Raw genomic sequence first — 23,313 nt, 5'->3', positions numbered from 1 at the left:
CCTGTAAATCATCCTGTGTAACTGCCACTGTAAGCATCCCGCATAATCGTGCCATTCACATTCAGAGATTATTCGACATAAACAATCTACCAATGAAGGAGATCGCCAGGCGTAAAGCCCGTTTCCGGGTGCTCGACGGGATCGTGGCAAGCGGCGACTGTACGGCGAACGGAACGGCACCGGAGACCGGCACGTACTATTTTATAAAGGAGTTGGCGAGTTGGTGGCGGTAGTCAGGAAGGCGGCTACCGGCTGTACTGGTAGGCGGTGCTAAACGTGCTGTATTACAGCAAATACTACAATCCAAAAAAAGCATAAAAGCCAGCAGCGTGCATGCTGCTGGCGATAAAACCAAATGCTATTTTCGGTAATTCCTTATTTTAACAGCTGCGGCTCCCAGTCTGTGAAAATGGCCTGTAGGTTGTATTGCTGTGCTGCCGTTTCAGTCAGCTGATAGCGTTCGCCACCCTGAGCCGCGCCTGGCCCACGGTTTTCAAACTCCCAAAAACGGCTGTCTTCGGGATAAAACCACTGTTTTTCTCCAGCTTTATTCTTACCGGACATTTTGTCCCAGCCGTAGATATGGTCGTCGATTTCGCAGTTGATAAAGGCTGCCAGCCCGATAGCGTTTGGATCGGCGTAGCGCCCATCCTCAAACTGTGTGGTGGGATGCCATGGACGCCCCAGCGCAAAACTCTTCGCCGGCACACCTTTCTCTTTGAATAATCTGCTGTTAAAGAAAATTAGCCCATACTGCTGCGTTGAGGGCGTAGAGGGGGCGGTGATATAGCCAAGCGGTGGTGCGATATCGCTACGTCCACGTGCGACAATGTCGCATCGATCAAATACCGCAATGCCGGAGCCGAAGATAAAGTCGACGTGACCGCTTATACGGCAGTCGGTAAAGTAGCTGCGGCTACCGCTTTTGCTGTAAAAGGTGTCCTGAAAGCCTTCCAGCGTCACCTGACGGAAGCGGGCTTTATCGACGTTTTCTGCCACCATCAGCGCTACGGCCTGGGTATCCTTCAGCTTGCGAGGATCGCCTGAGGGCAGGGCAGCATTAGCAGGAAAATCAAAGCTGTTGCGAATGGTCAGATTTTCAAGCGTTACGTTGCTGGCGCGTATTTCCACGGTGCTGGTGCGCGAGGTACCAAGCTTCTTGCCGTTGCTGTCCAACGCCCCGGCGGGCGTATTCGCTTCAATCTGCGTCTCTTCACGCGATTGGCCAATCAGCGTTACCGGTTTATCAATGACCAGCCGCTCCTGCCAGCGTCCTGATTTGATCAGGATACGCCACGGCGTGCCGCTTTCCGGCGCAGCCGCCAGTGCCTGAGCGATAGTGGCATATTCTCCTGACTGTGGCGTCGGGGAAACGACGGCGTTCCATTCCGTCGCCTGAGCGCTACAGGCGGTAATACTCATGCCTGCCATTAGCGCGGCAACACAGAAAAATTGCTTCATTAGCTTCTCCTTAGGGTTTCAGTTTGTCAGCCAGCGCGTTGAGCGCTGTGTTCTGACGAATCTGTTCAGCAACAATAGCGGCAACGGCCTCCGCGCCTTTCTGCTGGAAATGGGTAGCATCTGGGTTGCTGCGAATGCCCGCTTTTTGGGTTTTATACCAGGGATAGCGCGGATCGTTAGGATCGACTGCCAGCCAGTAATCCATCCAGTCATGTGCATGGGCGTTAGCAAAGGCGATGGTTTCCCGCTCCAGCTCAATCAGCGGAACGCTGTTACGGCTGGCTGTCTGTCGAATGGTCGCGACATAATCACCGCTAAAGCGGTAGCCCGGCTTATTCTTCGTAACGTGGCTGCTCACCACCACATCCTGCGGTCCTTGCTGAAAAGCGATTTTACCAGCCGCGTTTTTTACCCTGGTGGTTGGGGTAAACAGCACCGGCGTCGCACCCGCCTCGCGTGCCAGATTGATGTAGCGCTCCAGCGAATGCTGGAATGACATATCCGGGCGGCCTTCAGGATGCTGCGGCTTGCCCTGAGCATCGTTGGGGTAGGTGCAGAGGTTTTTCACGTCGGATGTGCCACGTAGCGGCTTGTCGCCGTTGCAGTTCTCATCGTTATGACCGTGGGCGATAAAAATATAGTCGCCGGGCTGCAAAAAGCGCCCCATCTGGTGATACCAGCCTTCGTTATAAAAATCGCGACTGGAGCGTCCGGCACGAGCACCGTTTAGTACAACTACGTCGCTGTCATCACGAAACTGCTGCTGAAAAACCTGTCCCCAGCCCATGCGCGGCAAACGCTGAACTTCATAGGTAGCGGCGGTGGAATCGCTAACGATCAGGATACGCGTTTTTGCCTGTAAAATTGCCTGACGATCGTTTAATGCCCGCTGTAGATCAAGCGGCTCCCAGGCTCCCTCTTTCTCCAGACCGGCTATGGGGCGAAATGCGATATCGGTCAGCACTGCGCCACTCGCTTCGCCGCTGTTATTATCGTAACCGCGGGTATGATTAATCACCGACAGCAGACGTGTCATACCATCACCCGGCTGAACCGGCGTGCTAATCGGATCGATCTGCTCCGCCCGCATCCCCAACTGCTGTAGCGCTGCCTGCATCCCAGCGCGGAAATTGGCCAGCGGCGCGGTCAGAAGTTCGGCATTGAGCTTCGCGGGCGTACCCCGTTCCACCCATTGCTGAGGGCCGATATAACCCAGTTTGCTCGCTACTTCCGTCACCATCCGGTCAGTAAAAGGCGTAATGTTCGCAGTATTAATACCGTCCTGTTTAACATTCAGCAGTAGTGAGGCCATACAGCGGGCGCGGCGGATATCGCTGTTAATGCAATCGATTGAAGTACCGCCTTCCGGTAGTGCGCTATTCATCGCGGACAGGGTAAACGGTGGCGTCAGCGTATCCACCTCCAGCGAATAGCGCCCATCCGCTGCGGTTGTCGTTGTTAGCTGTTTACCGTTACTGTCAATGACGCTAACCTGCGCGTCGGCAAAAGGCACTTCCGCCACCACCATTCCCTGCAACAGGGTAGCGGCATTGGCCATCGCCGGTAGCGCACACAGCAGCGTCAGGTTTTTCACGGGAAAGTTCATCTTGGTTCTCCAGACAGGTAAAGAAATCAGAAGCGATAGGTGAAGCCCGCTTTTAACAGCACCTCACGCCCATCATTGACTTTACTTTTCGCCACGTCTTCGGCCCCCAAATTCAGCTGTAGGCGCGGGAAGATGTTCCAGTCAATATCAATATCATGTTGATAATCATGTTTTTTATTATCAGCGAGGATGTAATCTGCCTGATAGTAATAGGCTTTACAGGAGAGCGTCAGATTATCCAACGGCTGGTAATTAATCCCGGCCTCGATACGATGACGATGGCGGTTCTGCTCATCCTCTTTGGCGACGGCACGGGTAATTTTGCGGTAGTCGTAGCGATACTGGGTATAGAGGGAAACCGGAGTGGCCACCTGCCATGCGAGCTTCAGGCCCGGCGTATAACGAGCACCCGCTTTTTGCGTATCGCTAATATCACCGCTGGTGCCTTCTCCGCTGGTACCGCCGGAATAAAAGCGAGCCTCAATATTAGGCGTCAGGGTGATCTGTGGAAAAAGTTGATAATCGTAGCCCACCTGAAGGGAATAGGCGTTAGAAACCACGTCATCCAGGGTGGCATCTTTATTTTTGTTATACAGGTGGATAGTAATATCTACCCAACCCCCATTGTCTGCCTGATGCAGAATACCGAATTTTTCGCTGTGAAAGTGATTTTCACTGGCGTACTGATGCTGATAATGAATAAAGGTTTCAGAGGCCAGCGCGGCGCTGCTTAATAAAGCAACGTTAACTAAACATGTTGCCAGGAAGAGATTCTTTTTCATACCGATTACGCTCGCTAAAAATGTTATTATTTAAATTTATATTTAACGCCGATTTTAAATTTACCCTGACGTGATTTAGAGGTGTTGGAAACGGAGACGTCATCAATTTCAAGATAGGGCTGCCACTGTTGCCAGGAATACTGAATTTTAAACTGGTGTTCGTAATCGGTTTTACCATCTCTGTAAACGCTGTAACGGTTACTGGTAAATACACCGTTTTTGTATGTCCAGGAATCGTTAAGATTATCGCCAACGTAGAGGTTAAAAACGTATCCCAGCGAGAGGTTAGGGATACCGTTCCAGCTAATACCGGTATCGATACGGTGGCGTGCCGTATCCGATTTGGCACGATATTTTTCGCCAGCGTAGCCATATTTATCGCTTTTGCTAATGGTTTTATAGCGTGAGCTGCGGGAAGGTTTTTTTATCTCATAGCGATAACGGGCGTAGGTGGACCACTTTTTATTGATGGAGTAAGTGTATTTTACGCCAGGCTGGTAGCCAACGGAGCTATTGCCGTATGACACTTCAAAGGAAGGCGTCAGGGTACTTTTTTTATCGTCGAATTTAAAATCTTTTTGAACGACGATGCCGCCAGAACCGCCCTGCATATCATCCCATGCAACATCGTAGTTTTTATTGCCTCCGGCAGCACTGGCGAATTTAATTTCATACTGCCATAACGATTTGGTTTTATGAATGAGTTTATAAGAATCACTGTGACGGCGATCCATCGTTTTGAAATTATGCTCGTACTGTAGAATGGTTTTTCCATCTGCGGCTAATAATGATGGAGAGATTATTAGCGCCAGTCCGGCTATTATGACGCTATCACCTTTAATTTTCATACCCCCTCCTGACGTGGGTGTTATTATACAAAAACGCTTTTTAACCCTGATGTATTGCATGTTGTCAGGCATCCATTGCAACAAGATGCGTTGACGCGCTGAAAATATATTGCTGCAGTAACTGAAATTACTATGAGTTGCAGCCGCAGCCCGGACGCGCTTTTCCGAATCCAGCAACTCTGGTCAAAGAGATATTCTGCTACCGCTGTGGCTACAGCTATTATTTATGTCCGCCCGACGATCCAGCCTCGCTAAATTGAGAAATAATTTAATTTGTGTTTAATTAATGTTGTTTATCAATCTTTCTGTTTTATGAACCGTATTTTCATTTATTTTGAAAAATCGTTCTGAGATGCCGATCTGATATTTGTAACAAGATGTGAAATAGCAAAATTCCTTGCTGATAAAGATAATCTTAAAGCGGAAAATAATTGAAAAAATGTTTAATAACATGAGGTTGTGATTGTTTTCCATTTTGGGAGACGTGCTGACCTGTGGTTACAGATAAAACGCATGCGTATAATGCATAAACTTTTTCCTGGTATAACTGCCGTCGCCTCAGGGTAATAAAATGAATTAACAAGCCGAAATTGAAGAGCGTAAATAATTAATGCAATGTTAACGCCACGATAAAACCTGCAATCGTGGCTATCCTGCGCGTTACCGCCAGACTGATGCTACTCGTGCCCCATATCTCATACCTCAACGCGGCGTTACGTTATTGCGAGATCGGGTAGCCGTTTAGGTTGCTTCACTCATCATTAAGGTACGCTGGATGTTAATCAGTCCACGTTTCTGCATCGTGTGCTTACGCGACGTTGTTAGCCGTGTTTTAATATTATGGCTGCGATAAAAAACAGGATTTATGGTCTGGTGCGCCTCAGGCGGCGACACTGTTTGCGGAGGGATGAGTGTGGAATTAACCTGGTATGATTTGCACCATAGCGAGCTGAGCGTTCATCAGCTGTATGACCTTCTGGCACTGCGCAACCGCGTTTTTATCGTGGAACAGCAGTGCGCCTATGAAGATATCGACGGTCAGGATTTAGCGCGTGATAACCGGCATGTCTTTGCGCTCGGTGAAGGGCGATTGCTGGCCTGCGCGCGTCTGCTGTCGCCGCTGGACGATAACAGCCCGGTGACCATTGGACGTGTCATCGTTACCAGCGAGGCGCGTGGCCTGCGCCTCGGTTATCGACTGATGGAACAGGTGATGGTCAGCTGTCAGCGATATTGGCCCGATCGTCAGCAGGCGCTCTCCGCGCAGGCACATTTGCAGGCTTTTTATATGCGCCTCGGCTTTAAATCCGTTGGCGATATCTATCTTGAAGATAATATTCCACATATTGCGATGGTAAAATAGCCTGCGATCGGGCATAGCGGGCGGGGCCTTTACTCCGCCTGTGGCTTAGCGACTAAAGTCGGCAACTGCCTGTAGCGGCTTGCTGAGAAAGTTACGGGTTGCTTCATCCGCCAGGATGTTCTCTTTTCCTTATATCCGTTACCTGTGCAGTCATCGTTTCCGGTCCGTCATGGAGAGGCAATGAATCAGGCGGCAGCAATAAAAACGGCGAGATTATCTCGCCGCTATAATTAGCCTGCCGTCATCTGACGATCATCGATATATTTCCGCTGATCCGGCGGCGGTGGGAAATATTGATAAAGCCAGGTTTCGCTCAGCGTCTCCTCTCTGGAACGCAGGAACATACGCATTTCGACCGGGTCGGTAGCGTCACTGTTGGGATACCAGTCAAACAGAATGCGATAGCCGTTCAGCGGCTCCACATACAGAATTTCCACCTGCTTAATGGTACCGGCAGAGACGGTAATCACCGGCTCGATGCCCTTTGGCGCGGCAGCTTTCAGATCGCCATCGACAAAGTCTACGGCGAAGCGGCGACACCAGACATCCGGGAAGTGCTCGCCGGGCGCCCAGCCCTCCGGGAAGCCACCAATGCCGGAGCGGGTTGCTTTAACGCGCGCCAGTTCGCTGTGCACCGGCGGCAGGCCGCTCCAGTAAAGTTTGTACTGGAAGGCGAGCGTATCGCCCGCCTTAATCGGCTGCTCTGGCTGCCAGAAGCAGACGACATTATCCAGCGTTTCGCCGGTGGTGGGGATCTCCATCAGGTTGATTGCGCCTTTACCCCAGTGGCCTACCGGCTCGACCCACAGGCTGGGCCGCTTGTCATACCAGCCGATGACATCCTGATAATCTTCAAAATCATGGTTCAGTTGCAGCAGGCCAAAGCCGCGCGGGTTTTCATCTTCATAGGCGTTAAACTGTAGCTTGCGCGGATTATTCAGCGGGCGCGCAATCCACTCGCCTTTGCCGGTCCACATCGCCAGCCGGTCGGAATCATGAATCTGTGGATGATAGGTATTGCACATCCGGCGCTCGCTGTTGCCGCAGCTAAACATGCTGGTCATTGGCGCAATACCGAGCTGAGGAATCGCTTTGCGTGCGCAGAGGTGGTTTTCCACTTCCATCACCACACGCTTCGGCTCGCAGTGAATCACAAATTTATAGGCACCGGTCAGGCTGCTGCCGTCGAGCAGGGCATAAACGGTGAAGGTAGTGTCATCCGCTTTGGGCGTCTCAAACCAGAAGGCAACGAAATCGGGAAACTCTTCCTGTCCGCTGCTAAAGGTATTAACCGCCACGCCGCGTGCCGACAGGCCATATTGATAAGTCTCATCTACCGCGCGGAAATAGCTGGCACCGAGAAAAGAGACGATATCGCGCCGCGCCAGCTCCGGCTGTTTAAACGCACGGAATCCGGCGAAGCCAAGATCGGTTTTGCCTTCCAGCTGTTGGGTATCAACATTGGCGTTATGGTAGTTAAACAGCTCAGGCCGGAAGTGAATTTCCCGTGCCTCACGGCTGGCGGCGTCCACGCTGAACATACGAATGCGGCGCTTAAAGCCCATGCCAACGTGGAAAAACTGCACGTCCAGCTGGCGATTATCAATGCCGTTCCACAGCGAATGGTCTGCGTCATACTGAATAGCGTTGTAGGCCTGTGGCGTCAGGGTCGCCAGCGTATCAGGCAGCGGGCCGGGCGCGCCGCCCCAGGGTTTTTGCGCCATTTCGGCGGCTTTTTTCTTCAGCACCTCAAAGTCGAAGCGCGTCGCGGTACCGTCTGCGATGCCATCTTCTGCCCAGGCGGATTGCGCAAATAGCGTGGTCAGTCCGGACATACCGCTGACCGCAGCGAATGCCATTGACGTTTTCATAAACATTCTTCGATTCATGCCAGAAACGATTTCCTTGTGCTGAACGAGTTTGTAGTGACTGTCGTGCCGCTGAGCCCGTTTGCCACGGCGGGGCCAGGGCTACAGTCAGCTACGACAGGCGGGAGCGGTAAAAATTCAGTACGCAGAAAATTTATCAGATTAATCAAATAAAACTACGGATTTCACGCTGACGCTATCAGGCAATTCCTGGCGGCGCAGACGAGCGAGCGGCAGAAAACTGTCTATAGTTAGTGAACATGCATATGTTTTACACGGAGGAAGAAAATGGCTGTAACGACTGACCCGCAAGACAAGCGCGATCCGCTGCTGACGGAAGAGCCTCAGGTAGCCGGTGAGCCGCAGGAAACGCGTCTGGATGACGATTTAACACTGCTTACCGAAACGCTGGAAGAAGTGTTGAAATCCTCCGGCGATCCGGCTGATAAAAAGTATATCGAGCTGAAGGCCAGGGCGGAGCAGGCGCTGCACGATGTTAAACATCGCGTCAGCACAGCGTCTGATTCCTACTACTACCGTGCGAAACAGGCGGCCTACCGTGCGGATGATTACGTTCATGAAAAACCGTGGCAGGGTATCGGTATCGGCGCTACTGCCGGTCTGATCCTCGGCCTGCTGCTGGCGCGTCGCTAACCGCGCTGGTGCTTTACCGCCTCCGCATCCCCGGCGGAGGCGGGCAGCGCACAATAACCGCCCCAAACCTTGCTATCGCTGGATAAACATCCAGCAGAATACCCGGCAAAAGATTAGCCAAACTGTTCTGCATCAACATTCCACCCCGACGACCCTCTTACACTAATTACCTCTTTCTACTTAGGAGGTTCTGTGTATTCGCTCTCTGCCGCTTACGCTGCACTGCTGGCCCAGCTGGCTGACATTCACAGCGACGAAGCGGGCTGCCGCGCGCTTACCGTTCCCCTTGATGCCGCTGGGGATTCTCTTGCCTGGCTTAGCGCCCAGTCACTGCGCCCTCAGCTCTGGTGGCAGCATCGCTCAGGTCATGAGCAGGTGGCACTTTGCGGCGCTATCGCACGTTATCAAACGCTGTATCAGGCTGAACAGGCGTGCCGCCGCCTGCCGTCAAACTGGCGTATCTGGGGCGGTAACCGCTTTGAAGCGGCTAACAGCTTTTTCTTTCTGCCGCGTCTGATGTGGCGCCACGATCGCAGCGGCGATCGGCTGACGCTGTTTCTCTATAGCGAGCACAGCCTGCGTGAGGATGCCGATGTTGCCGTACGGTTTCTGCAACAGCTACGGCTGCCGCAGCCTCTGCCGACGCTGACCGCAAATTTACAGCGTCGTGATTGTCAGCCGGAACAGGCGGAGTGGTGCCAGCGCGTAGAAACCGCGCTGGCGACCATTGCTACCGGCGTGCTGGAAAAAGTGGTACTGGCGCGCAGCGCCGATCTGTTCTGGGATCGTCCGCTGCCGCCTGAAGCGCTGCTGGCGGCCAGCCGCCGCGTCAATCCGCGTTGTTATCAGGTAATGCTGCGCTTTGATGATGACAGCGCGCTGGTGTGCGCCAGCCCGGAGCGGCTCTGGCTGCGCCAGCAGAACGAACTGCTGACCGAAGCGCTGGCAGGCACTGTCGCCCGCGACAGCCAGCCCGATGTTGCCCGGCAGCAGGCGCAATGGCTGCTGCACGATCGAAAAAATCGCCGGGAAAATGGCCTGGTGGTGGAGGATATCTGCCAGCGGCTACGGCGCATGGTCAGCGGGCTGGAGGTGATGCCGGTTGAGCTGGTGCGGCTGCGTAACCTACAGCATCTGCGGCGGCGTATTCACGGCGAGCTGCGCAGCCGTAGCGATGCGCTCTGCCTGCAACGCTTACAGCCTACGGCGGCGGTAGCGGGACTACCACGTGCAGCGGCGCGGGCCTTTCTGCAACGCCATGAACAGCTAAATCGCGACTGGTATGCCGGTTCGCTGGGCTTTATTTCCCGTCAGAAAAGTGAATTTTGCGTCACGTTGCGCTGTGCCTGGCTATGCGGCGAACGGGTGCGGCTGTATGGCGGCGCTGGCATCGTCGCCGGTTCCGATCCGCTGCTGGAGTGGCAGGAAACGGAGAATAAAATGGCGGCGCTGGCGGCGTTGCTGCCCGGTGGAACCGCTGCCAGTCGTGCGGCGTCAGCGGAATCGCCTGCGGCAGCAGAGGTATCGTCTGCTGTCGTTGATGCCGAGTCATGATCCCGTCGCGCTGTACACCTGAGACTAACCCGATGCGAGATGCCGTTAACCTATTGGGAGAGGAATATGTCCGTCAGTAGCTTCAACCGCCGCTGGGCGGAGCTGATTATCGCCGTGCTGACGCGCCATCAGGTGCGTCATATCTGCATCGCCCCAGGCTCTCGCTCTGCGCCGCTAACGCTGGCGGCAGCCAGTCAACCCGCACTGACCTGCCATACTCACTTTGATGAGCGCGGCCTGGGCTTTTTGGCGCTGGGCCTGGCGAAAGGGCTAAACGCGCCGGTGGCGTTGATCGTTACTTCCGGCACTGCGGTTGCCAATCTGCTGCCAGCGGTGATTGAGGCGCAGCTTACCGGCGAGCGGCTGATCGTGCTGAGCGCCGATCGCCCGCCGGAGCTGATTAACTGCGGCGCGAACCAGGCGATTATCCAGCCGGGAATCTTTTCCCATTTTGCCCGCCGCTGCGATCTGCCGCGCCCGACGCCGGAAATTGACGCCCGCTGGCTGGCAGCCACGCTGGATGAGGCGATTGACGCTACACAAACGGGCGCGCTGCATATTAACTGCCCCTTTGCCGAACCGCTTTATGGTCCGGAAGATGATGCCTGGCGCGACTGGCTGGCGACGCTGGATGAATGGCCGCAGCAGGCGCATCCGTGGCTCAGCCACCACGGCCTGAGTGCCGTGACGCCGCAGCCGGACTGGGCCGGGTGGCGTGAAAAGCGCGGCGTGGTGGTTGCCGGACGTTTGCAGGCCGGGCAGGGCGTTTTAGTGGCGCAGTGGGCAGCAACGCTTGGCTGGCCGCTACTGGCAGACGTGCAGGCGCAAGCCGGTCAGCCGCTGCCCTGCGCCGATCTCTGGCTGAACAGTCCGCAGGCGCAGCAGCTACTGGGCCAGGCGGAGCTGGTAATACAGTTTGGCGCTAACCCGATTGGCAAACGGCTGTTGCAATGGCAGCAGCGGGCGCGTCCACGGCAGTGGTGGTTAATCGATCCGCTGCCGGGACGACGCGATCCGGCGAACCAGCCCGGCCGACGATTTATCTGTGACGTCAGCGAATGGCTACGGGCGCATCCGGCGCTGGAGCAGGCACCCTGGGCCCCGCAGCTGGAGACGCTGGCTGCCCGTATGCAGCGTCAGGCGGGCGCGGCGGTGGTTGAAGTTGACGAGGCGCAGATGGCGCACCGGCTGGCTGAACTTTTACCTCCGTCTGGTCAGCTGTTTCTCGGCAACAGCCTGCTGGTACGGCTGGTGGATGCGCTGGCGCAGCTGCCGGCGGGCTATCCGGTCTACAGCAACCGCGGTGCCAGCGGCATCGATGGGCTGATTGCGACCTTTACCGGTATTCAACGCGCCTGTTCGCGCCCGATGCTGGCGCTGCTGGGCGATATCTCCGCGCTTTACGATCTTAACAGTCTGGCACTGCTGCGTCAGACCACGGCACCGCTGGTGCTGGTGGTGGTCAACAATAACGGCGGGCGCATCTTCTCGCTGCTGCCAACGCCACCCGATCGGCGTGAAGCGTTTTTTACCATGCCGCAGGCGGTTAACTTCGCTCCGGTGGCGCAGATGTTCGGCCTGGGTTACCAGCAGGCGACCAGCTGGGCTGCGCTACAGACAGCCGTTCAGCACGGCTTTAGCCAGCCAGGGGCGACGCTGGTGGAGTTTAGCGTACCGCCGGAGAGCGGTGCCGAAGTCTTCGCGCGGCTGGTAACGATGGGAGCGCAGCTATGATCCTACATGCCCGCTGGCAGGGCCATCGCCGCAGCTGTAAGCCAACGCTGGTCTGGCTGCACGGCTTTCTCGGCTCGGCTGAAGAGTGGCTGACGGTGCAGCAGGCTTTTCCCGACTGGCCGATGCTGAGCATCGATCTGCCCGGTCACGGCGGCTCGCGCAGCCAGCGCGTTAGCGGCTTTGACGCACTCAACGAGCAGCTGAGCGCTACGCTGCGTCATCATCAGACTCATCATTACTGGCTGATCGGCTATTCGCTGGGCGGGCGCGTGGCGATGTACTACGCCTGTCGCGCCGCGCTGCCGGGCCTGTGCGGGCTGGTGGTTGAGGCGGGGCATCCCGGCCTGCGCGACGAGCGCCAGCGTCAGCTGCGGCTGGCGCACGATCGGCAGTGGATCCAGCGCTTCCGCGATTTGCCGCTGACCAACGTGCTGGAAGCCTGGTATCGGCAGCCGTTGTTTATGGATTTAACCGAGCAGCAGCGCGGTGAGCTGGTGAAACAGCGCAGCGCAGGCCACGGCCCCTCGCTGGCGGCGATGCTCAGCGCCACCTCGCTTAGCCATCAGCCCAATCTGCTACCTGAGCTGCACCGGCTACGCGTGCCGTTCAGCTACCTGTGCGGCGAATGGGACAGTAAATTTTTACAGCTGGCGGTAGAGGCGCAACTGCCGCTGCATACGGTGCCCGGCGCAGGACACAACGTCCATCGCGCCGCGCCCGCCGCTTTTAGCGATCGACTGGCGCAGCTGCTGCGTCAGCCTACCTGATCTTATGGAGACCCTGAATGCTTTATCCCGATGACCAACAGCTTACCGCCCCCGTTGAATGGCACGACTGTAGCGGCGAGTTTACCGATATCCGCTACCACAAATCGCCGGAGGGAATCGCCAAAATTACCATCAATCGCCCGCAGGTACGCAACGCGTTTCGCCCGCTGACCGTGCAGGAGATGATGATGGCGTTGCAGGATGCACGCTATGACGAAGGCATCGGCGTAATTATTCTCACCGGCGAAGGCGATAAGGCGTTCTGCTCCGGTGGCGATCAGAAAGTGCGCGGCGACTATGGCGGCTACCAGGATGAAGGCGGCGTGCATCACCTTAACGTGCTCGATTTTCAGCGCCAGATCCGCAACTGTCCAAAACCGGTGGTGGCGATGGTAGCCGGTTACGCGGTGGGCGGCGGTCACGTGCTGCACATGCTGTGTGACTTAACCATCGCGGCGGATAACGCCCGCTTTGGCCAGACCGGGCCGAAAGTCGGTTCCTTTGACGGCGGCTGGGGCGCTTCCTATATGGCGCGCATCGTCGGACAGAAAAAGGCGCGTGAAATCTGGTTCCTGTGCCGTATGTATGATGCACAACAGGCGCTGGAAATGGGACTGGTCAATACCGTGGTGCCGCTGGCACAGCTGGAAACGGAAACGGTGCGCTGGTGCCGCGAAATGCTGTGCAACAGTCCGATGGCGCTGCGCTGCCTTAAGGCGGCGTTGAACGCGGACTGTGACGGTCAGGCAGGTTTACAGGAGCTGGCCGGTAACGCCACCATGCTGTTCTATATGACGGAAGAGGGGCAGGAAGGGCGCAACGCCTTCAACCAAAAACGCCAGCCTGATTTCCGTCCGTTCCGGCGTAACCCCTGATGCGTCAGGCGAAGCTGTGGCGCTATGCCATTCCAGTGGAAAGCGGCGTGGTACTGCGCGATCGACGTCTGACGCAGCGCGAAGGTCTGCTGGTACAGTTGCAGGAAGGAGAACGACAGGGCTGGGGTGAAATAGCGCCGCTGCCGGGCTTTAGCCACGAAACGCTGGAGCAGGCGCAACAGGCCAGCATCGCCTGGCTGGCCGACTGGCTTGCTGACAAACCGGTTGCCGAGAGCGATCTACCGTCGGTGGCGTTTGGCCTGAGCTGCGCCCGCGCTGAACTGTATGGCGAGCTGCCGGAGGCGGCGAACTGGCAGAGCGCGCTGCTGTGCAAGGGCGATCCGGACGAGCTGCTGCTTCAGCTGGCGGCACAGACGCCGCCGTGCGCCAAAATGAAGGTTGGGCTGTATGAAACGGTACGTGATGCTATCCAGGTAACGCTGCTGCTGGAAGCGTTGCCGACGCTGCCGCTGCGGCTGGACGCCAACCGTAGCTGGACGTTAGAAAAAGCGCGGCGTTTTGCCGATCGCCTGACGCCGTCACAGCGTGCACGCATCGCCTTCATTGAAGAACCCTGCCGCACGCCGGAAGAGAGTCTGCGTTTCGCCACCGAAAGCGGCATCGCTATTGCCTGGGATGAAAGCCTGCGCGAGCCGGGTTTTCAGCTTAGCGCCCAGCCGGGCGTCGTGGCGGTGGTGATTAAGCCAACGCTGAGCGGTGGCATTGCGCAGCTGCAACAAATCCTCGCCAGCGCGCAGCGGCTGGGATTGCAGACGGTTATTAGCTCGGCGCTGGAATCGAGCCTCGGCCTGACGCAGCTGGCGCGCCTTGCCCACTGGCTGACACCGCATGTGACGCCTGGGCTGGATACGCTGTCGCTGATGCGTCAGCAGCTGGTGCGACGCTGGCCCGGCTGTGAACTACCGCTACAGGAGCAGGGGCAATGGACGCGGATTTGCTGATGCACGATTTTCCGTGGCGCAGGCTGGCAAATATTGCGCCCGACGCCGTGGCGATCGCTACACCAACGGAGACGCTGAACTGGCGCACGCTGGCGCAGCGACTGGATGCACTTTGTGCCGGCTTTCAGCAGCAGGGGGTGCAGGCCGGAACGCTGGTGGCGCTGCGCGGTAAAAATAGCCTTACTTTGCTGCTCGCCTGGCTGGCGCTGATGCAGGCGGGAGCAACGGCATTGCCGCTGAATCCGCAGCTGCCGCCCGCCACGCTTCAGCCGCTGCTGTCAGCGCTACGCCCCGATTTTATGCTTAATCTGGCCGATGCGCTGATGGAAAGCCCGCCGCCGCTGGCGCTGCGTCGCGTTACTTTGCCGCCGCGTTGTCGCTGGCAGCCTGACGCTATTGCTACGCTGACGCTGACCTCCGGTTCCAGCGGCCTGCCGAAGGCGGCGGCGCACCGTTATCAGGCGCTGCTCGCCAGCGCGGCGGGCGTGAATCAGCTGATGAATTTTACCGCCGACGAGCGCTGGCTGCTGTCGTTGCCGATCTGTCACGTTTCCGGTCAGGGTATTGTCTGGCGCTGGCTGCTGGCGGGCGGCTGCCTGGCGATTCCTGATGTGGAGACGCCGCTGGCGCAGGCGCTGGCAGGCTGTAGCTTTGCTTCGCTGGTACCGACGCAGCTGTGGCGGCTGTTGCAGCTGCCGCAGCCGCCTGCCGGACTCAAGGCGGTGCTGCTGGGCGGCGCGGCGATTCCCCCGGAATTAGTAGCGCGCGCCGAGGCGGTGGGTATCCGCTGCTGGTGCGGCTACGGCCTGACGGAGAGCGCGGCGACGGTGTGCGCCAAACGCGCCGATGGTCAGCCCGGCGTCGGTCTGCCGCTGAGCGGACGTGAGGTGCGCATCGTCAATGAAGAAATCTGGATTCGCGGTGTGACGCTCGCCAGCGGTTACTGGCGGGAAGGGCAGCTTCAGCCGCTAACCGACGCGCAGGGCTGGTTCCACACCCGCGATCGGGGACGCTGGCATCAGGGCGAACTCCAGGTGCTGGGCCGAATGGATAACCTGTTTTTCAGCGGCGGCGAAGCGGTACAGCCGGAAAGCATTGAAAGCCTGCTGCTTCAGCATCCAGCCGTTAATCAGGCGTTTGTGCTGCCGCAGCCGGATGAGGAGTGGGGAGCCAGGCCAGTAGCGCTGCTGGCGCTGGATGCCGACGGGCTGCTGGAGAGCGTGGCTGACTGGGCGCAATCGCGGCTGGCAAGCTTTCAGCGCCCGACACGCTGGCTACCGCTGCCGGAACATATCAACGAAGGCGGCATTAAGCTATCGCGTCAGCGGCTGGCAGAGTGGCTACGGGCGCAGCCCTAATCGTGGCGTATAAAAAGCCCGGCACAGAGCCGGGCTGAGCAGGTGTCTGCGCGGGGTGTGACGCAGAATGTCATCCCGGAGGTCAGGCAACATCCCCGGCTATTTCCCCGCGCATCAGCGTTAGCCCTGTAATGCGCGCAGCGCGTCTTCCACGCCCGCACCGTAGGCGTCATCCACCTGACGGAACAGGGCGATTTGCCGCTGCTGGATAAACGCCGGTACCTGCACCAGTTCACTGGCGATGCGGGTGAACATGCGCTGATGCTCCTCTGCGCTCAGCTGATTAAACAGTGCGCGCGGCTGGCTGAAGTAGTCGTCATCTTCACGATGGTTCCAGCGATCGGCAGCCCCTTCCAGCGACAGCGGCGGTTCGCTGAAATCGGGCTGCTCCTGGAACAGACCGAAACTGTTCGGCTCATAGGTTGGGCCGTTACCGCTGTTGCCGTCCACGCGCATCGCTCCATCGCGATGATAGCTGTGGAACGGGCACTTCGGCGCGTTAACCGGAATTTGATGATGGTTGACGCCCAAACGGTAGCGGTGCGCATCGCCGTAGGAGAAGAGACGCCCCTGCAACATGCGATCCGGTGAGAAGCCGATGCCGGGCACCACGTTCGCCGGACTCATCGCCACCTGCTCTACCTCAGCGAAATAGTTATCCGGGTTACGGTTCAGCTCAAACTCGCCCACCTCAATCAGCGGATAGTCAGCGTGCGGCCAGACTTTGGTCAGGTCAAAGGGGTTGTACGGCGTCTGCGAGGCCTCTTTCTCTGGCATCACCTGCACATAAAATTTCCAGCGTGGAAAATCGCCGCGCTCGATCGCTTCAAACAGATCGCGCTGCGAGCTTTCACGATCCCGTCCGATCAGCAACGCCGCCTCATCGTCCATCAGGTTAGCGATGCCCTGCTGACAGCGCATATGGAATTTCACCCAGAAGCGCTCCTGTTGGTCATTGATAAAGCTGTAGGTATGGCTGCCGAAGCCGTGGATATGGCGATAAGAGTGCGGTAGGCCGCGATCGCTGAAATCGATTGTCAGCTGATGCAGCGCTTCCGGCAGATGGGAGAAAAAGTCCCATTTATAGGTGGCGTTGCGCAGGTTGGTGCGCGGATCGCGTTTTACCACGTGGTTGAGATCGGGAAACTTGAGCGGATCGCGCAGGTAAAACACCGGCGTATTGTTGCCCACCAGATCCCAGTTGCCCTCCTCGGTATAGAACTTCAGCGAGAAGCCGCGAATATCGCGTTCGGCATCGGCTCCGCCGCGCTCACCGGCAACGGTGGAGAAACGAATAAAAAGGTCGGTTTTCTTGCCCACCGCAGAAAACAGCCTGGCGCGGGTAAAGCGGGTGATATCCTGGGTAACGGTAAAGGTGCCGTAAGCGCCGGAGCCTTTGGCATGCATGCGACGCTCCGGGATTACCTCACGATCGAAATGCGCCAGCTTCTCCAGCAGCCAGACATCCTGCAATAGCAGCGGCCCACGGCGTCCGGCAGACATAGACTGATTGTTATGGGCGACCGGTGCGCCAGAAGCGGTAGTAAGACCTTTTTTATTCATGTGGCGTTTCTCTGTCGGTGTGATTGTCAACGGTTTAATCTTATAAAATTTGCGTTTTAATTGGATAAACCTATTACTGGCGCTATTTTGCCCTCGCTACCGCTGCGCTGACAATCTGGCAAAAGCTATCGCTGCTATCTCTGAAACTGTGCGCCGCCGGGAGATTTACGTTGTATTCGCCAGCGCGCCTTTCTACAGTAAAAGCATCAACCACAGGAGGACGTGAAGTGATTAGAGTGGAAATGCTCTCGACGGGCGATGAAGTGCTGCATGGTCAGATTATTGATACTAATGCGGCCTGGCTGGCGGACATGTTGTTTCAGCACGGGCTGCCGATGACCAGCCGCGCCACCGTAGGCGACAGCCTGAGCTCGCTGGTGGAAGTGTTAACGGAGCGTAGCCACATTGCCGACGTATTGATCGTTAACGGCGGACTGGGGCCAACCAGCGACGATCTCAGCGCGCTGGCGGCGGCTACCGCCTGTGGCGTAGAACTGGAAATGCAGCCCGCCTGGCTGGAAAAGATAGAGGCGTTTTTCGCCAGCCGTGGACGACCGATGGCGCCCAGCAACCGCAAGCAGGCGGAGATCCCGGCGGGCAGCGAGCTGATTGATAACCCGGTTGGCACCGCCTGCGGTTTCGCCGTCACCCTCAACGACTGCTGGATTTTCTTTACTCCCGGCGTGCCGTCGGAATTTAAAGTGATGGTAGAGCAGCAGATTTTGCCGCGCCTTAAAGCACGCTATGCGCTGCCGGAGCCGCCGATCTGCCTGCGTTTAACCACTTTCGGGCGCGGCGAGAGCGATCTGGCCGCCGAGCTGGAGCCGCTGCCGCTGCCGGAAGGTGCGGTGATGGGTTACCGTTCTTCAATGCCGATCATTGAGATCAAGCTGACCGGCCCGGCTTCGCAGCGGGTGGCGATGGATCAGGCCTGGCAGCAGGTGCGCTTACAGCTGGCGGAATGCACACTGTTTGAGGGCACGGAAGGTTTGCCCGCACTGCTGGCGCGTCAGCTGCACGAGCGACAGCTAAGCCTGACCGTCAGCGAACGCTTCAGCGCCGGACTGTTGCAGTGGCTGCTGGCCTCGGCGCAGGTGCCGATGCGGGCAGGCGAAGTGCTGCCCGCTGGCAATGAGTCGCTGGCGGCGCTGGCGCAGCAGGCGCAGGATCGGGCCGCCGCGCAGCCCGCGTCAGTGGCGCTCTGCGTCGGTTCGTTACAGGATGAGCAGCTCGGCTTTGCGCTCTCTACGCCGGATGGCCTGTTTGCACAGCGCGTGAAGTTCAACAATCAGCGCCATACGCTGAAAACGCGTCAGGAGCTGGTGGCGATGATGGCGATGAATATGCTGCGCCGCTGGCTGCACGGCATGGAGGTCAGCACCGGCCACGGCTGGGTTGATATTGTGGAAACGCTGAAAGCGTAAGTGGCGCCCTCCTGACGTCACGGCCTGAAGAAAAAGACTGAGCCCGATCCGCTCAGTCTTTTTTTTGGCTGTATCGCGCCGTCAGGCTCCCAGCGTTGCGCCGCCGTCAATCACCATATCCTGTAACGTAATATGGCTGGCTGCGTCGGAAGCGAGGAAAAGCACGCTGCTGGCAATCTCATTGGGCAGGGCGATTTTCCCCAGCGGGATACCCAGCTTAAACTGCGCGGGCAGCCCGTCAATCAGGCGCTGGCGTGCGGCAGGATCGTCACCGAGCATCCCTTCCAGCATCGGCGTCAGCGTGGAGCCAGGGGAAACCAGGTTGCAACGAATGCCCCAGGGGGCTAATTCCAGTCCGGCGCTCAGGCAGAGACTGCGCATTGCCGCTTTTGAGGCGCAGTAAGCCGCCATATTGACCCGTGGCACGTGGGCAGCGTTCGAGACAATCGACACGATATTTCCGCGACGTTGCCGCTGAAAGTGGGGGATCGTCAGCTGGAACAGATTAAAGGCGGCTCCGGCGTTAACGTTTAGCGACTGCTGCCACGCCTCCCAGCTCATGGTTTCCAGCGCCCCCAGCCGCAGAATACCTGCGCCGTTCACCAGCACATCCAGATCGCCCGCCGCCAGCAGAGGTGCGCACGCCTCCCTGACGGCAACGGGATCGCTGAGATCCAGCGTCACCGTAGTAAAAGGCAGATCGCGCCGTTGAAAGGCGAGATCGAAGCCGATCACCCTGGCACCCGCCTCAACAAAGCGCATCGCGACCTGTTCGCCGATGCCGCTACCGGCACCGGTCACCCAGACGGTTTGCCCGCTAAACGACATCATACTGCCTCCTGCCGTTCAGCAACCTCAGCCAGGCCGCCAGCGTCGGCTGTTTTACCAGCGCCACAAAGTCCAGCTCGTGTCCCTCTTTACGCCAGCGCGAAGCCAGCGACATGATGCGTACCGAATCCAGGCCATAGTCGAGCAGGTCGTCATCGTCGGCCAGCTGTTGCGTATCCTCATCCAGCATCGGGGCCAGCAGTGCCAGCAACGCTTCCCTATGCCAGGCCTGCGGCGGGGCGACCAGTTCATCGAGCGCGCAGGCGGTAGTCAGTACCCGACCCGATCGTCCGGCGGTATAACGCAGCGCCATCTCATGCTCCTGCTGGCTAAAATCCGCCAGCGCGTCGGCGACCATAAATGGCTGAATGTCACGCATAAAGGCGTCGGTAGCGGTAGTCAGACAGCCGATGTGGGCGTAGATGCCGCCGATCAGCAGCTGATCGCGTTGCAGGGCGTTAAGCCGCGCTTCCAGATCGCTACGCTGAAAAGCGCTGTAGCGCCACTTCACCAGCACGCAGTCCTGCGGAGCGGGAGCCAGGGTCGGGACAATGCGCTGCTGCTCCGGCGTGCGGTTAAGGCCGGGCCCCCACATATCATTGAGCAGCGCCCGATCTTTCTCGCTCTGTTGACCGGGCTGGGCGGTATAAAACACCGGGATATTGAGCTGATGGCAACGCTGGCGCAGCGCAGCCAGATTAGCGATAACCTGGCGGATCATTGCGCTCTCCCGATCCCAGAAACTCAAAAAATAATCCTGCATATCATGGATAAGCAGCGCACAACGCTGCGGCTCAAGCTGCCAGCGCACTTTATTTTCCGGCAGCGTGGCGGGCAGTGGATAATCCTTTAACTGGGGAATGCTCATGCTATGCCTCCTTCACTGGATGCGGCGGCCATCGTCCGCAGCTGTTGTTTATTGACTTTGCCTACCGGCGTCAGCGGCAGCGTGGGAAGAAAAATAAAACGATCCGGCAGCTTGTAATCGGCGATGCCCAGTCCGCGCAGATAGCGGCGCAGCGCTACCGCTTTTACTTCTTCACGGCTGACGATAAAGGCGCAGCTTTTCTCGCCCAGCATCGTATCGGGTACCGCCACCAGCGCGGCGTGCAGGACTGACGGATGGCGCAGCAGCAAATGCTCAATCTCTTCCGCCGCCACTTTTTCTCCGCCGCGATTGATCTGATCTTTTTCCCGGCCCACCACCTGCAAATAGCCGTCGGCGAGCTGGATCACCACGTCGCCGGAGCAGTAAAAGCCTTCGTCGTCAAACACGGCGCGGTTATGCTGCGGGCTGCGGTAGTAGCCGCGAAAAGTGTAGGGGCCACGCGTCATCAGCAGCCCCGGCTCGCCTGCGGGCAGCGGGTTGCCGTCAGCATCGGCAACCCACACCTCGTCATCCTCGCTGATCGGTTTGCCCTGGGTGGTAAAGCGGTGCAGATCGTCATCATCCAGGCGGGTGTAGTTCACCAGCCCTTCCGCCATGCCGAAAACCTGCTGTACCTGGCAGCCCAGCTCGGCGGGGATACGGCGTGCCAGCGATGCCTCAATGCGTGCGCCGCCTACCTGTAACAGCGTCAGGCTGCTCAGCGCCCCGGCGTTGCCCGCCAGCCTCACCGCCTCCAGCCAGACGCTGACGGCAGGCGGCACCAGCGCAACATGATTGACCTCATAACGTGAGATCAACGGGAAGCAGCTGTCCGGGCTGGGATCGGGTGCCAGTATCACCACGCCGCCCGCATAAAAAACGCCCAGTGCGCCAGGCGAACTCAGCGGGTAGTTATGCGCCGCGGGCAGGGCACAGAGAAAGCGGGTGCGATCGCTGACGCCACACAGCGGATTGCTGGCGCGAATGCTGTAGTAATAGTCGTTATGGGTGCGGGGGATCAGCTTGGGCGTGCCGGTGCTGCCGCCGGAGAGCTGAAAAAAGGCCACTTCATCGGCAGGTGTCGGCGTGGGTTTAAAATCGCCCATATTTTCTGCCAGCAATGCGCTGAGCGACAGCCGATCCGCAGGGGTGGCGTGATGCAGCAGCACGGTTTGCAGCGCAGGGCAGCGCGTCGTGAGCGCTCCGATAAAACTGTCGTCGGTGAAAAGGCGATGGTGCCGATCGGCAATCAGCAGCGCAGGGGCGATCTGATCGGCGTAGGCGACCAGCTCGCTGCGCTGATGGCTGAACAGGGCATTGACCGGTGCTACGCCGAGATGCAGCAGGGCGAAAAAGACGATATAAAACTCCGCCTCGTTGCCAAGCTGTACCAGTGCGGTTTGCCCGCGCTGCACGCCGCGCCGCGCCAGCGCTGCTGCCAGCCGCAACGCCGCGTCGTTCAGCTGCTGATAGCTTAAGGCTTGTTCGTTACAGAGGATGGCCGTTTCGCGCCGCCCGGCATGACGGGTGAGAATATCGGTTAGCGGTAGATCGATCCAGTAGCCCTTTTCACGGTAGCGACGGGCCAGCGCGCAGGGCCAGCGATTAAAGGCGATCATGAGGCCTCCTGTAGCTGCGTGCAGCCAAGCGCCCGTAACATCGTGCTGAGTTTGACGCCGGTTTCATGCCATTCGTTTTCCGGCTGTGAATCCGGCACGATGCCGGCACCGGCAAACAGCGTAATGCGCCGTGGCTGGATATAGCCGCAGCGTATGGTGACCACCCACTCGCCGTTGCCCTGCGCATCGCACCAGCCAACAATGCCGCCAAACCAGCCGCGCTTAAACGGCTCCAGCTGCTGAATCAGCGCGTGTGCGCGCTGCCATGGCGCGCCGCACAGCGCCGGGGTAGGGTGCAGCAGACAGGCCAGCGACAGGGCGTTTTCCTGGGGATGCAGCACGCGGCCCTGTACCCGGGTCGCCAGGTGCCAGAGCGCTGGCGTATTGATTGGCTCCGGCTCCGGCAGCATCAGATACTGACAGCGTTCCGCCAGTCTTCGCCGGATCGCATCGGCCACGATCTGATGCTCATGCCGATCTTTACGCGAGGCGAGCAGCGCCGCGCGTAGCCGCGCATCCTGCGCCGCATCGGCGGAGCGCTGGGCCGAGCCAGCCAGCGGCATGGAGTCAATCTCCTCGCCCCGTTTGCGCAGCAGCAGTTCCGGGCTGGCACCGATTAATACCCCGTCCGTCAGCGGCAGATGAAAGTTATAGCTGTCCGGGTTCTGGCGATTCAGCTGTTGCCACAGGCGCAGGGCATGCTGCGGCTGCGGCAGATCGATATGCAGCAGTCGTGACAGCACCACTTTTTGCAGTTCGTCACGCGTAAGCTGGCGCAGCGCGGCGCTGACCATCTGACAAAAATCGTCATGATCGGGCTGGAAGCGGCAGGCTCCCTGCACCACGGCTTCCGGTACAGGCGTGGCCGCTATCGCCGTGCGATCGAGCCAGTGATATTCCGCAGGCGCAAACAGCGCGCTGGGCTGGCTTTTATCGAAGGGAATCGCCCCGATAACGATGGGGTTCTCTACTCCGGCGTGCTGCGCCTGATGAAAGAGTGCCTGTAGGCGCAGCTGAAACGTGCCGTTGGCAAGGTGACCATACTCGGCGGGCTCCGTTAGCGAGGCGATCCGACCGCGAGCCAGCAGGCTTTTATGGGGTGAAAGAAATAGCGTGTCTTCAGGTTGAAGTGATTGGCGCAGCGTTGGACGTGGCGCGTTGGCGATACCAGACAAAATA

19 protein-coding genes are annotated in these 23,313 nt (G+C 58.2%); 9 read left to right on the top strand and 10 right to left on the bottom strand.

Features of this window, described 5'->3' with window-relative positions; all coding sequences use genetic code 11:
- Window positions 1–375: 375 nt before the first annotated feature.
- The 4 genes from C7M51_RS10415 to C7M51_RS10400 are packed head-to-tail and all read right to left on the bottom strand — an operon-like array spanning window position 376 to window position 4,697.
- Window positions 376–1,431, bottom strand: a complete 1,056-nt coding sequence (locus C7M51_RS10415) for a pectinesterase family protein (protein WP_244323837.1) — start codon at window positions 1,429–1,431, stop codon at window positions 376–378.
- A 40-nt stretch (window positions 1,432–1,471) separates the two neighbouring features.
- Window positions 1,472–3,067 (bottom strand): SGNH/GDSL hydrolase family protein, encoded by a 1,596-nt coding sequence (locus C7M51_RS10410; protein WP_160621731.1) that lies wholly within the window; start codon window positions 3,065–3,067, stop codon window positions 1,472–1,474.
- A 26-nt stretch (window positions 3,068–3,093) separates the two neighbouring features.
- Window positions 3,094–3,849 (bottom strand): oligogalacturonate-specific porin KdgM family protein, encoded by a 756-nt coding sequence (locus tag C7M51_RS10405; RefSeq protein ID WP_160621730.1) that lies wholly within the window; start codon window positions 3,847–3,849, stop codon window positions 3,094–3,096.
- Window positions 3,850–3,875: 26 nt separating this feature from the next.
- On the bottom strand, window positions 3,876–4,697 hold the full coding sequence (locus C7M51_RS10400; protein ID WP_160621729.1) for an oligogalacturonate-specific porin KdgM family protein: 822 nt from the start codon (window positions 4,695–4,697) through the stop codon (window positions 3,876–3,878).
- 913 nt (window positions 4,698–5,610) lie between these two features.
- Between C7M51_RS10400 and C7M51_RS10395 the strand changes: the two genes are divergently transcribed.
- Complete coding sequence (locus tag C7M51_RS10395; RefSeq protein WP_160623628.1) at window positions 5,611–6,060, top strand: GNAT family N-acetyltransferase; 450 nt, start codon at window positions 5,611–5,613, stop codon at window positions 6,058–6,060.
- A 230-nt stretch (window positions 6,061–6,290) separates the two neighbouring features.
- Here the strand turns inward: C7M51_RS10395 and C7M51_RS10390 are convergent, their stop codons facing one another.
- Window positions 6,291–7,949 carry a glucan biosynthesis protein D gene (locus C7M51_RS10390; protein WP_160621728.1) on the bottom strand — a complete coding sequence of 553 codons (1,659 nt, stop codon included), beginning with the start codon at window positions 7,947–7,949 and terminating at the stop codon, window positions 6,291–6,293.
- A gap of 267 nt (window positions 7,950–8,216) precedes the next feature.
- On the opposite strand from C7M51_RS10390, the gene elaB reads away from it, so the two are divergent.
- The 7 genes from elaB (at window position 8,217) to menE (ending at window position 15,832) form a co-directional block, all read left to right on the top strand.
- Window positions 8,217–8,582, top strand: coding sequence for a stress response protein ElaB (gene elaB / locus C7M51_RS10385; protein ID WP_160621727.1), 366 nt, complete (start codon window positions 8,217–8,219; stop codon window positions 8,580–8,582).
- Window positions 8,583–8,774: 192 nt separating this feature from the next.
- Entirely contained in the window at window positions 8,775–10,136 is a 1,362-nt protein-coding gene (locus C7M51_RS10380; RefSeq protein WP_244323818.1) for an isochorismate synthase, read from the top strand.
- A gap of 66 nt (window positions 10,137–10,202) precedes the next feature.
- Window positions 10,203–11,870, top strand: coding sequence for a 2-succinyl-5-enolpyruvyl-6-hydroxy-3-cyclohexene-1-carboxylic-acid synthase (gene menD, locus C7M51_RS10375; protein WP_160621726.1), 1,668 nt, complete (start codon window positions 10,203–10,205; stop codon window positions 11,868–11,870).
- Window positions 11,867–12,637, top strand: a complete 771-nt coding sequence (gene menH / locus C7M51_RS10370; RefSeq protein WP_160621725.1) for a 2-succinyl-6-hydroxy-2,4-cyclohexadiene-1-carboxylate synthase — start codon at window positions 11,867–11,869, stop codon at window positions 12,635–12,637. The genes menD and menH overlap by 4 nt, the downstream gene beginning before the upstream one ends.
- Before the next feature lie 17 nt (window positions 12,638–12,654).
- Complete coding sequence (gene menB, locus C7M51_RS10365) at window positions 12,655–13,512, top strand: 1,4-dihydroxy-2-naphthoyl-CoA synthase (protein WP_160621724.1); 858 nt, start codon at window positions 12,655–12,657, stop codon at window positions 13,510–13,512.
- Entirely contained in the window at window positions 13,512–14,474 is a 963-nt protein-coding gene (gene menC, locus C7M51_RS10360) for an o-succinylbenzoate synthase (protein WP_160621723.1), read from the top strand. The genes menB and menC overlap by 1 nt, the downstream gene beginning before the upstream one ends.
- Complete coding sequence (menE, locus tag C7M51_RS10355; RefSeq protein WP_244323817.1) at window positions 14,456–15,832, top strand: o-succinylbenzoate--CoA ligase; 1,377 nt, start codon at window positions 14,456–14,458, stop codon at window positions 15,830–15,832. Before menC ends, menE begins: the two co-directional genes overlap by 19 nt.
- A 120-nt stretch (window positions 15,833–15,952) precedes the next feature.
- Here menE and C7M51_RS10350 read toward each other — a convergent pair whose 3' ends face one another.
- Complete coding sequence (locus tag C7M51_RS10350; protein ID WP_160621722.1) at window positions 15,953–17,395, bottom strand: catalase; 1,443 nt, start codon at window positions 17,393–17,395, stop codon at window positions 15,953–15,955.
- A 227-nt stretch (window positions 17,396–17,622) separates the two neighbouring features.
- Between C7M51_RS10350 and C7M51_RS10345 the strand changes: the two genes are divergently transcribed.
- Entirely contained in the window at window positions 17,623–18,819 is a 1,197-nt protein-coding gene (locus C7M51_RS10345; protein ID WP_160621721.1) for a nicotinamide mononucleotide deamidase-related protein YfaY, read from the top strand.
- Between the two features lie 81 nt (window positions 18,820–18,900).
- On the opposite strand, the gene dhbA is transcribed toward C7M51_RS10345, so the two are convergent.
- From dhbA to C7M51_RS10325, 4 genes are read right to left on the bottom strand one after another with little or no spacing between them, the layout of a single operon-like run.
- On the bottom strand, window positions 18,901–19,650 hold the full coding sequence (gene dhbA / locus C7M51_RS10340) for a 2,3-dihydro-2,3-dihydroxybenzoate dehydrogenase (protein ID WP_160621720.1): 750 nt from the start codon (window positions 19,648–19,650) through the stop codon (window positions 18,901–18,903).
- Window positions 19,637–20,515 (bottom strand): isochorismatase family protein, encoded by an 879-nt coding sequence (locus tag C7M51_RS10335; protein WP_160621719.1) that lies wholly within the window; start codon window positions 20,513–20,515, stop codon window positions 19,637–19,639. The genes dhbA and C7M51_RS10335 overlap by 14 nt, the downstream gene beginning before the upstream one ends.
- Window positions 20,512–22,134 carry a (2,3-dihydroxybenzoyl)adenylate synthase gene (locus C7M51_RS10330; protein ID WP_160621718.1) on the bottom strand — a complete coding sequence of 541 codons (1,623 nt, stop codon included), beginning with the start codon at window positions 22,132–22,134 and terminating at the stop codon, window positions 20,512–20,514. Before C7M51_RS10330 ends, C7M51_RS10335 begins: the two co-directional genes overlap by 4 nt.
- Window positions 22,131–23,309, bottom strand: coding sequence for an isochorismate synthase (locus C7M51_RS10325; RefSeq protein WP_160621717.1), 1,179 nt, complete (start codon window positions 23,307–23,309; stop codon window positions 22,131–22,133). Before C7M51_RS10325 ends, C7M51_RS10330 begins: the two co-directional genes overlap by 4 nt.
- Between the last annotated feature and the right edge of the window lie 4 nt (window positions 23,310–23,313).

It is taken from the genome of Mixta intestinalis (assembly GCF_009914055.1).
GTDB lineage: Bacteria > Pseudomonadota > Gammaproteobacteria > Enterobacterales > Enterobacteriaceae > Mixta > Mixta intestinalis.
Note: the sequence above shows the minus strand (reverse complement) of the source record. Positions and strands in the feature narration are given on the sequence as shown.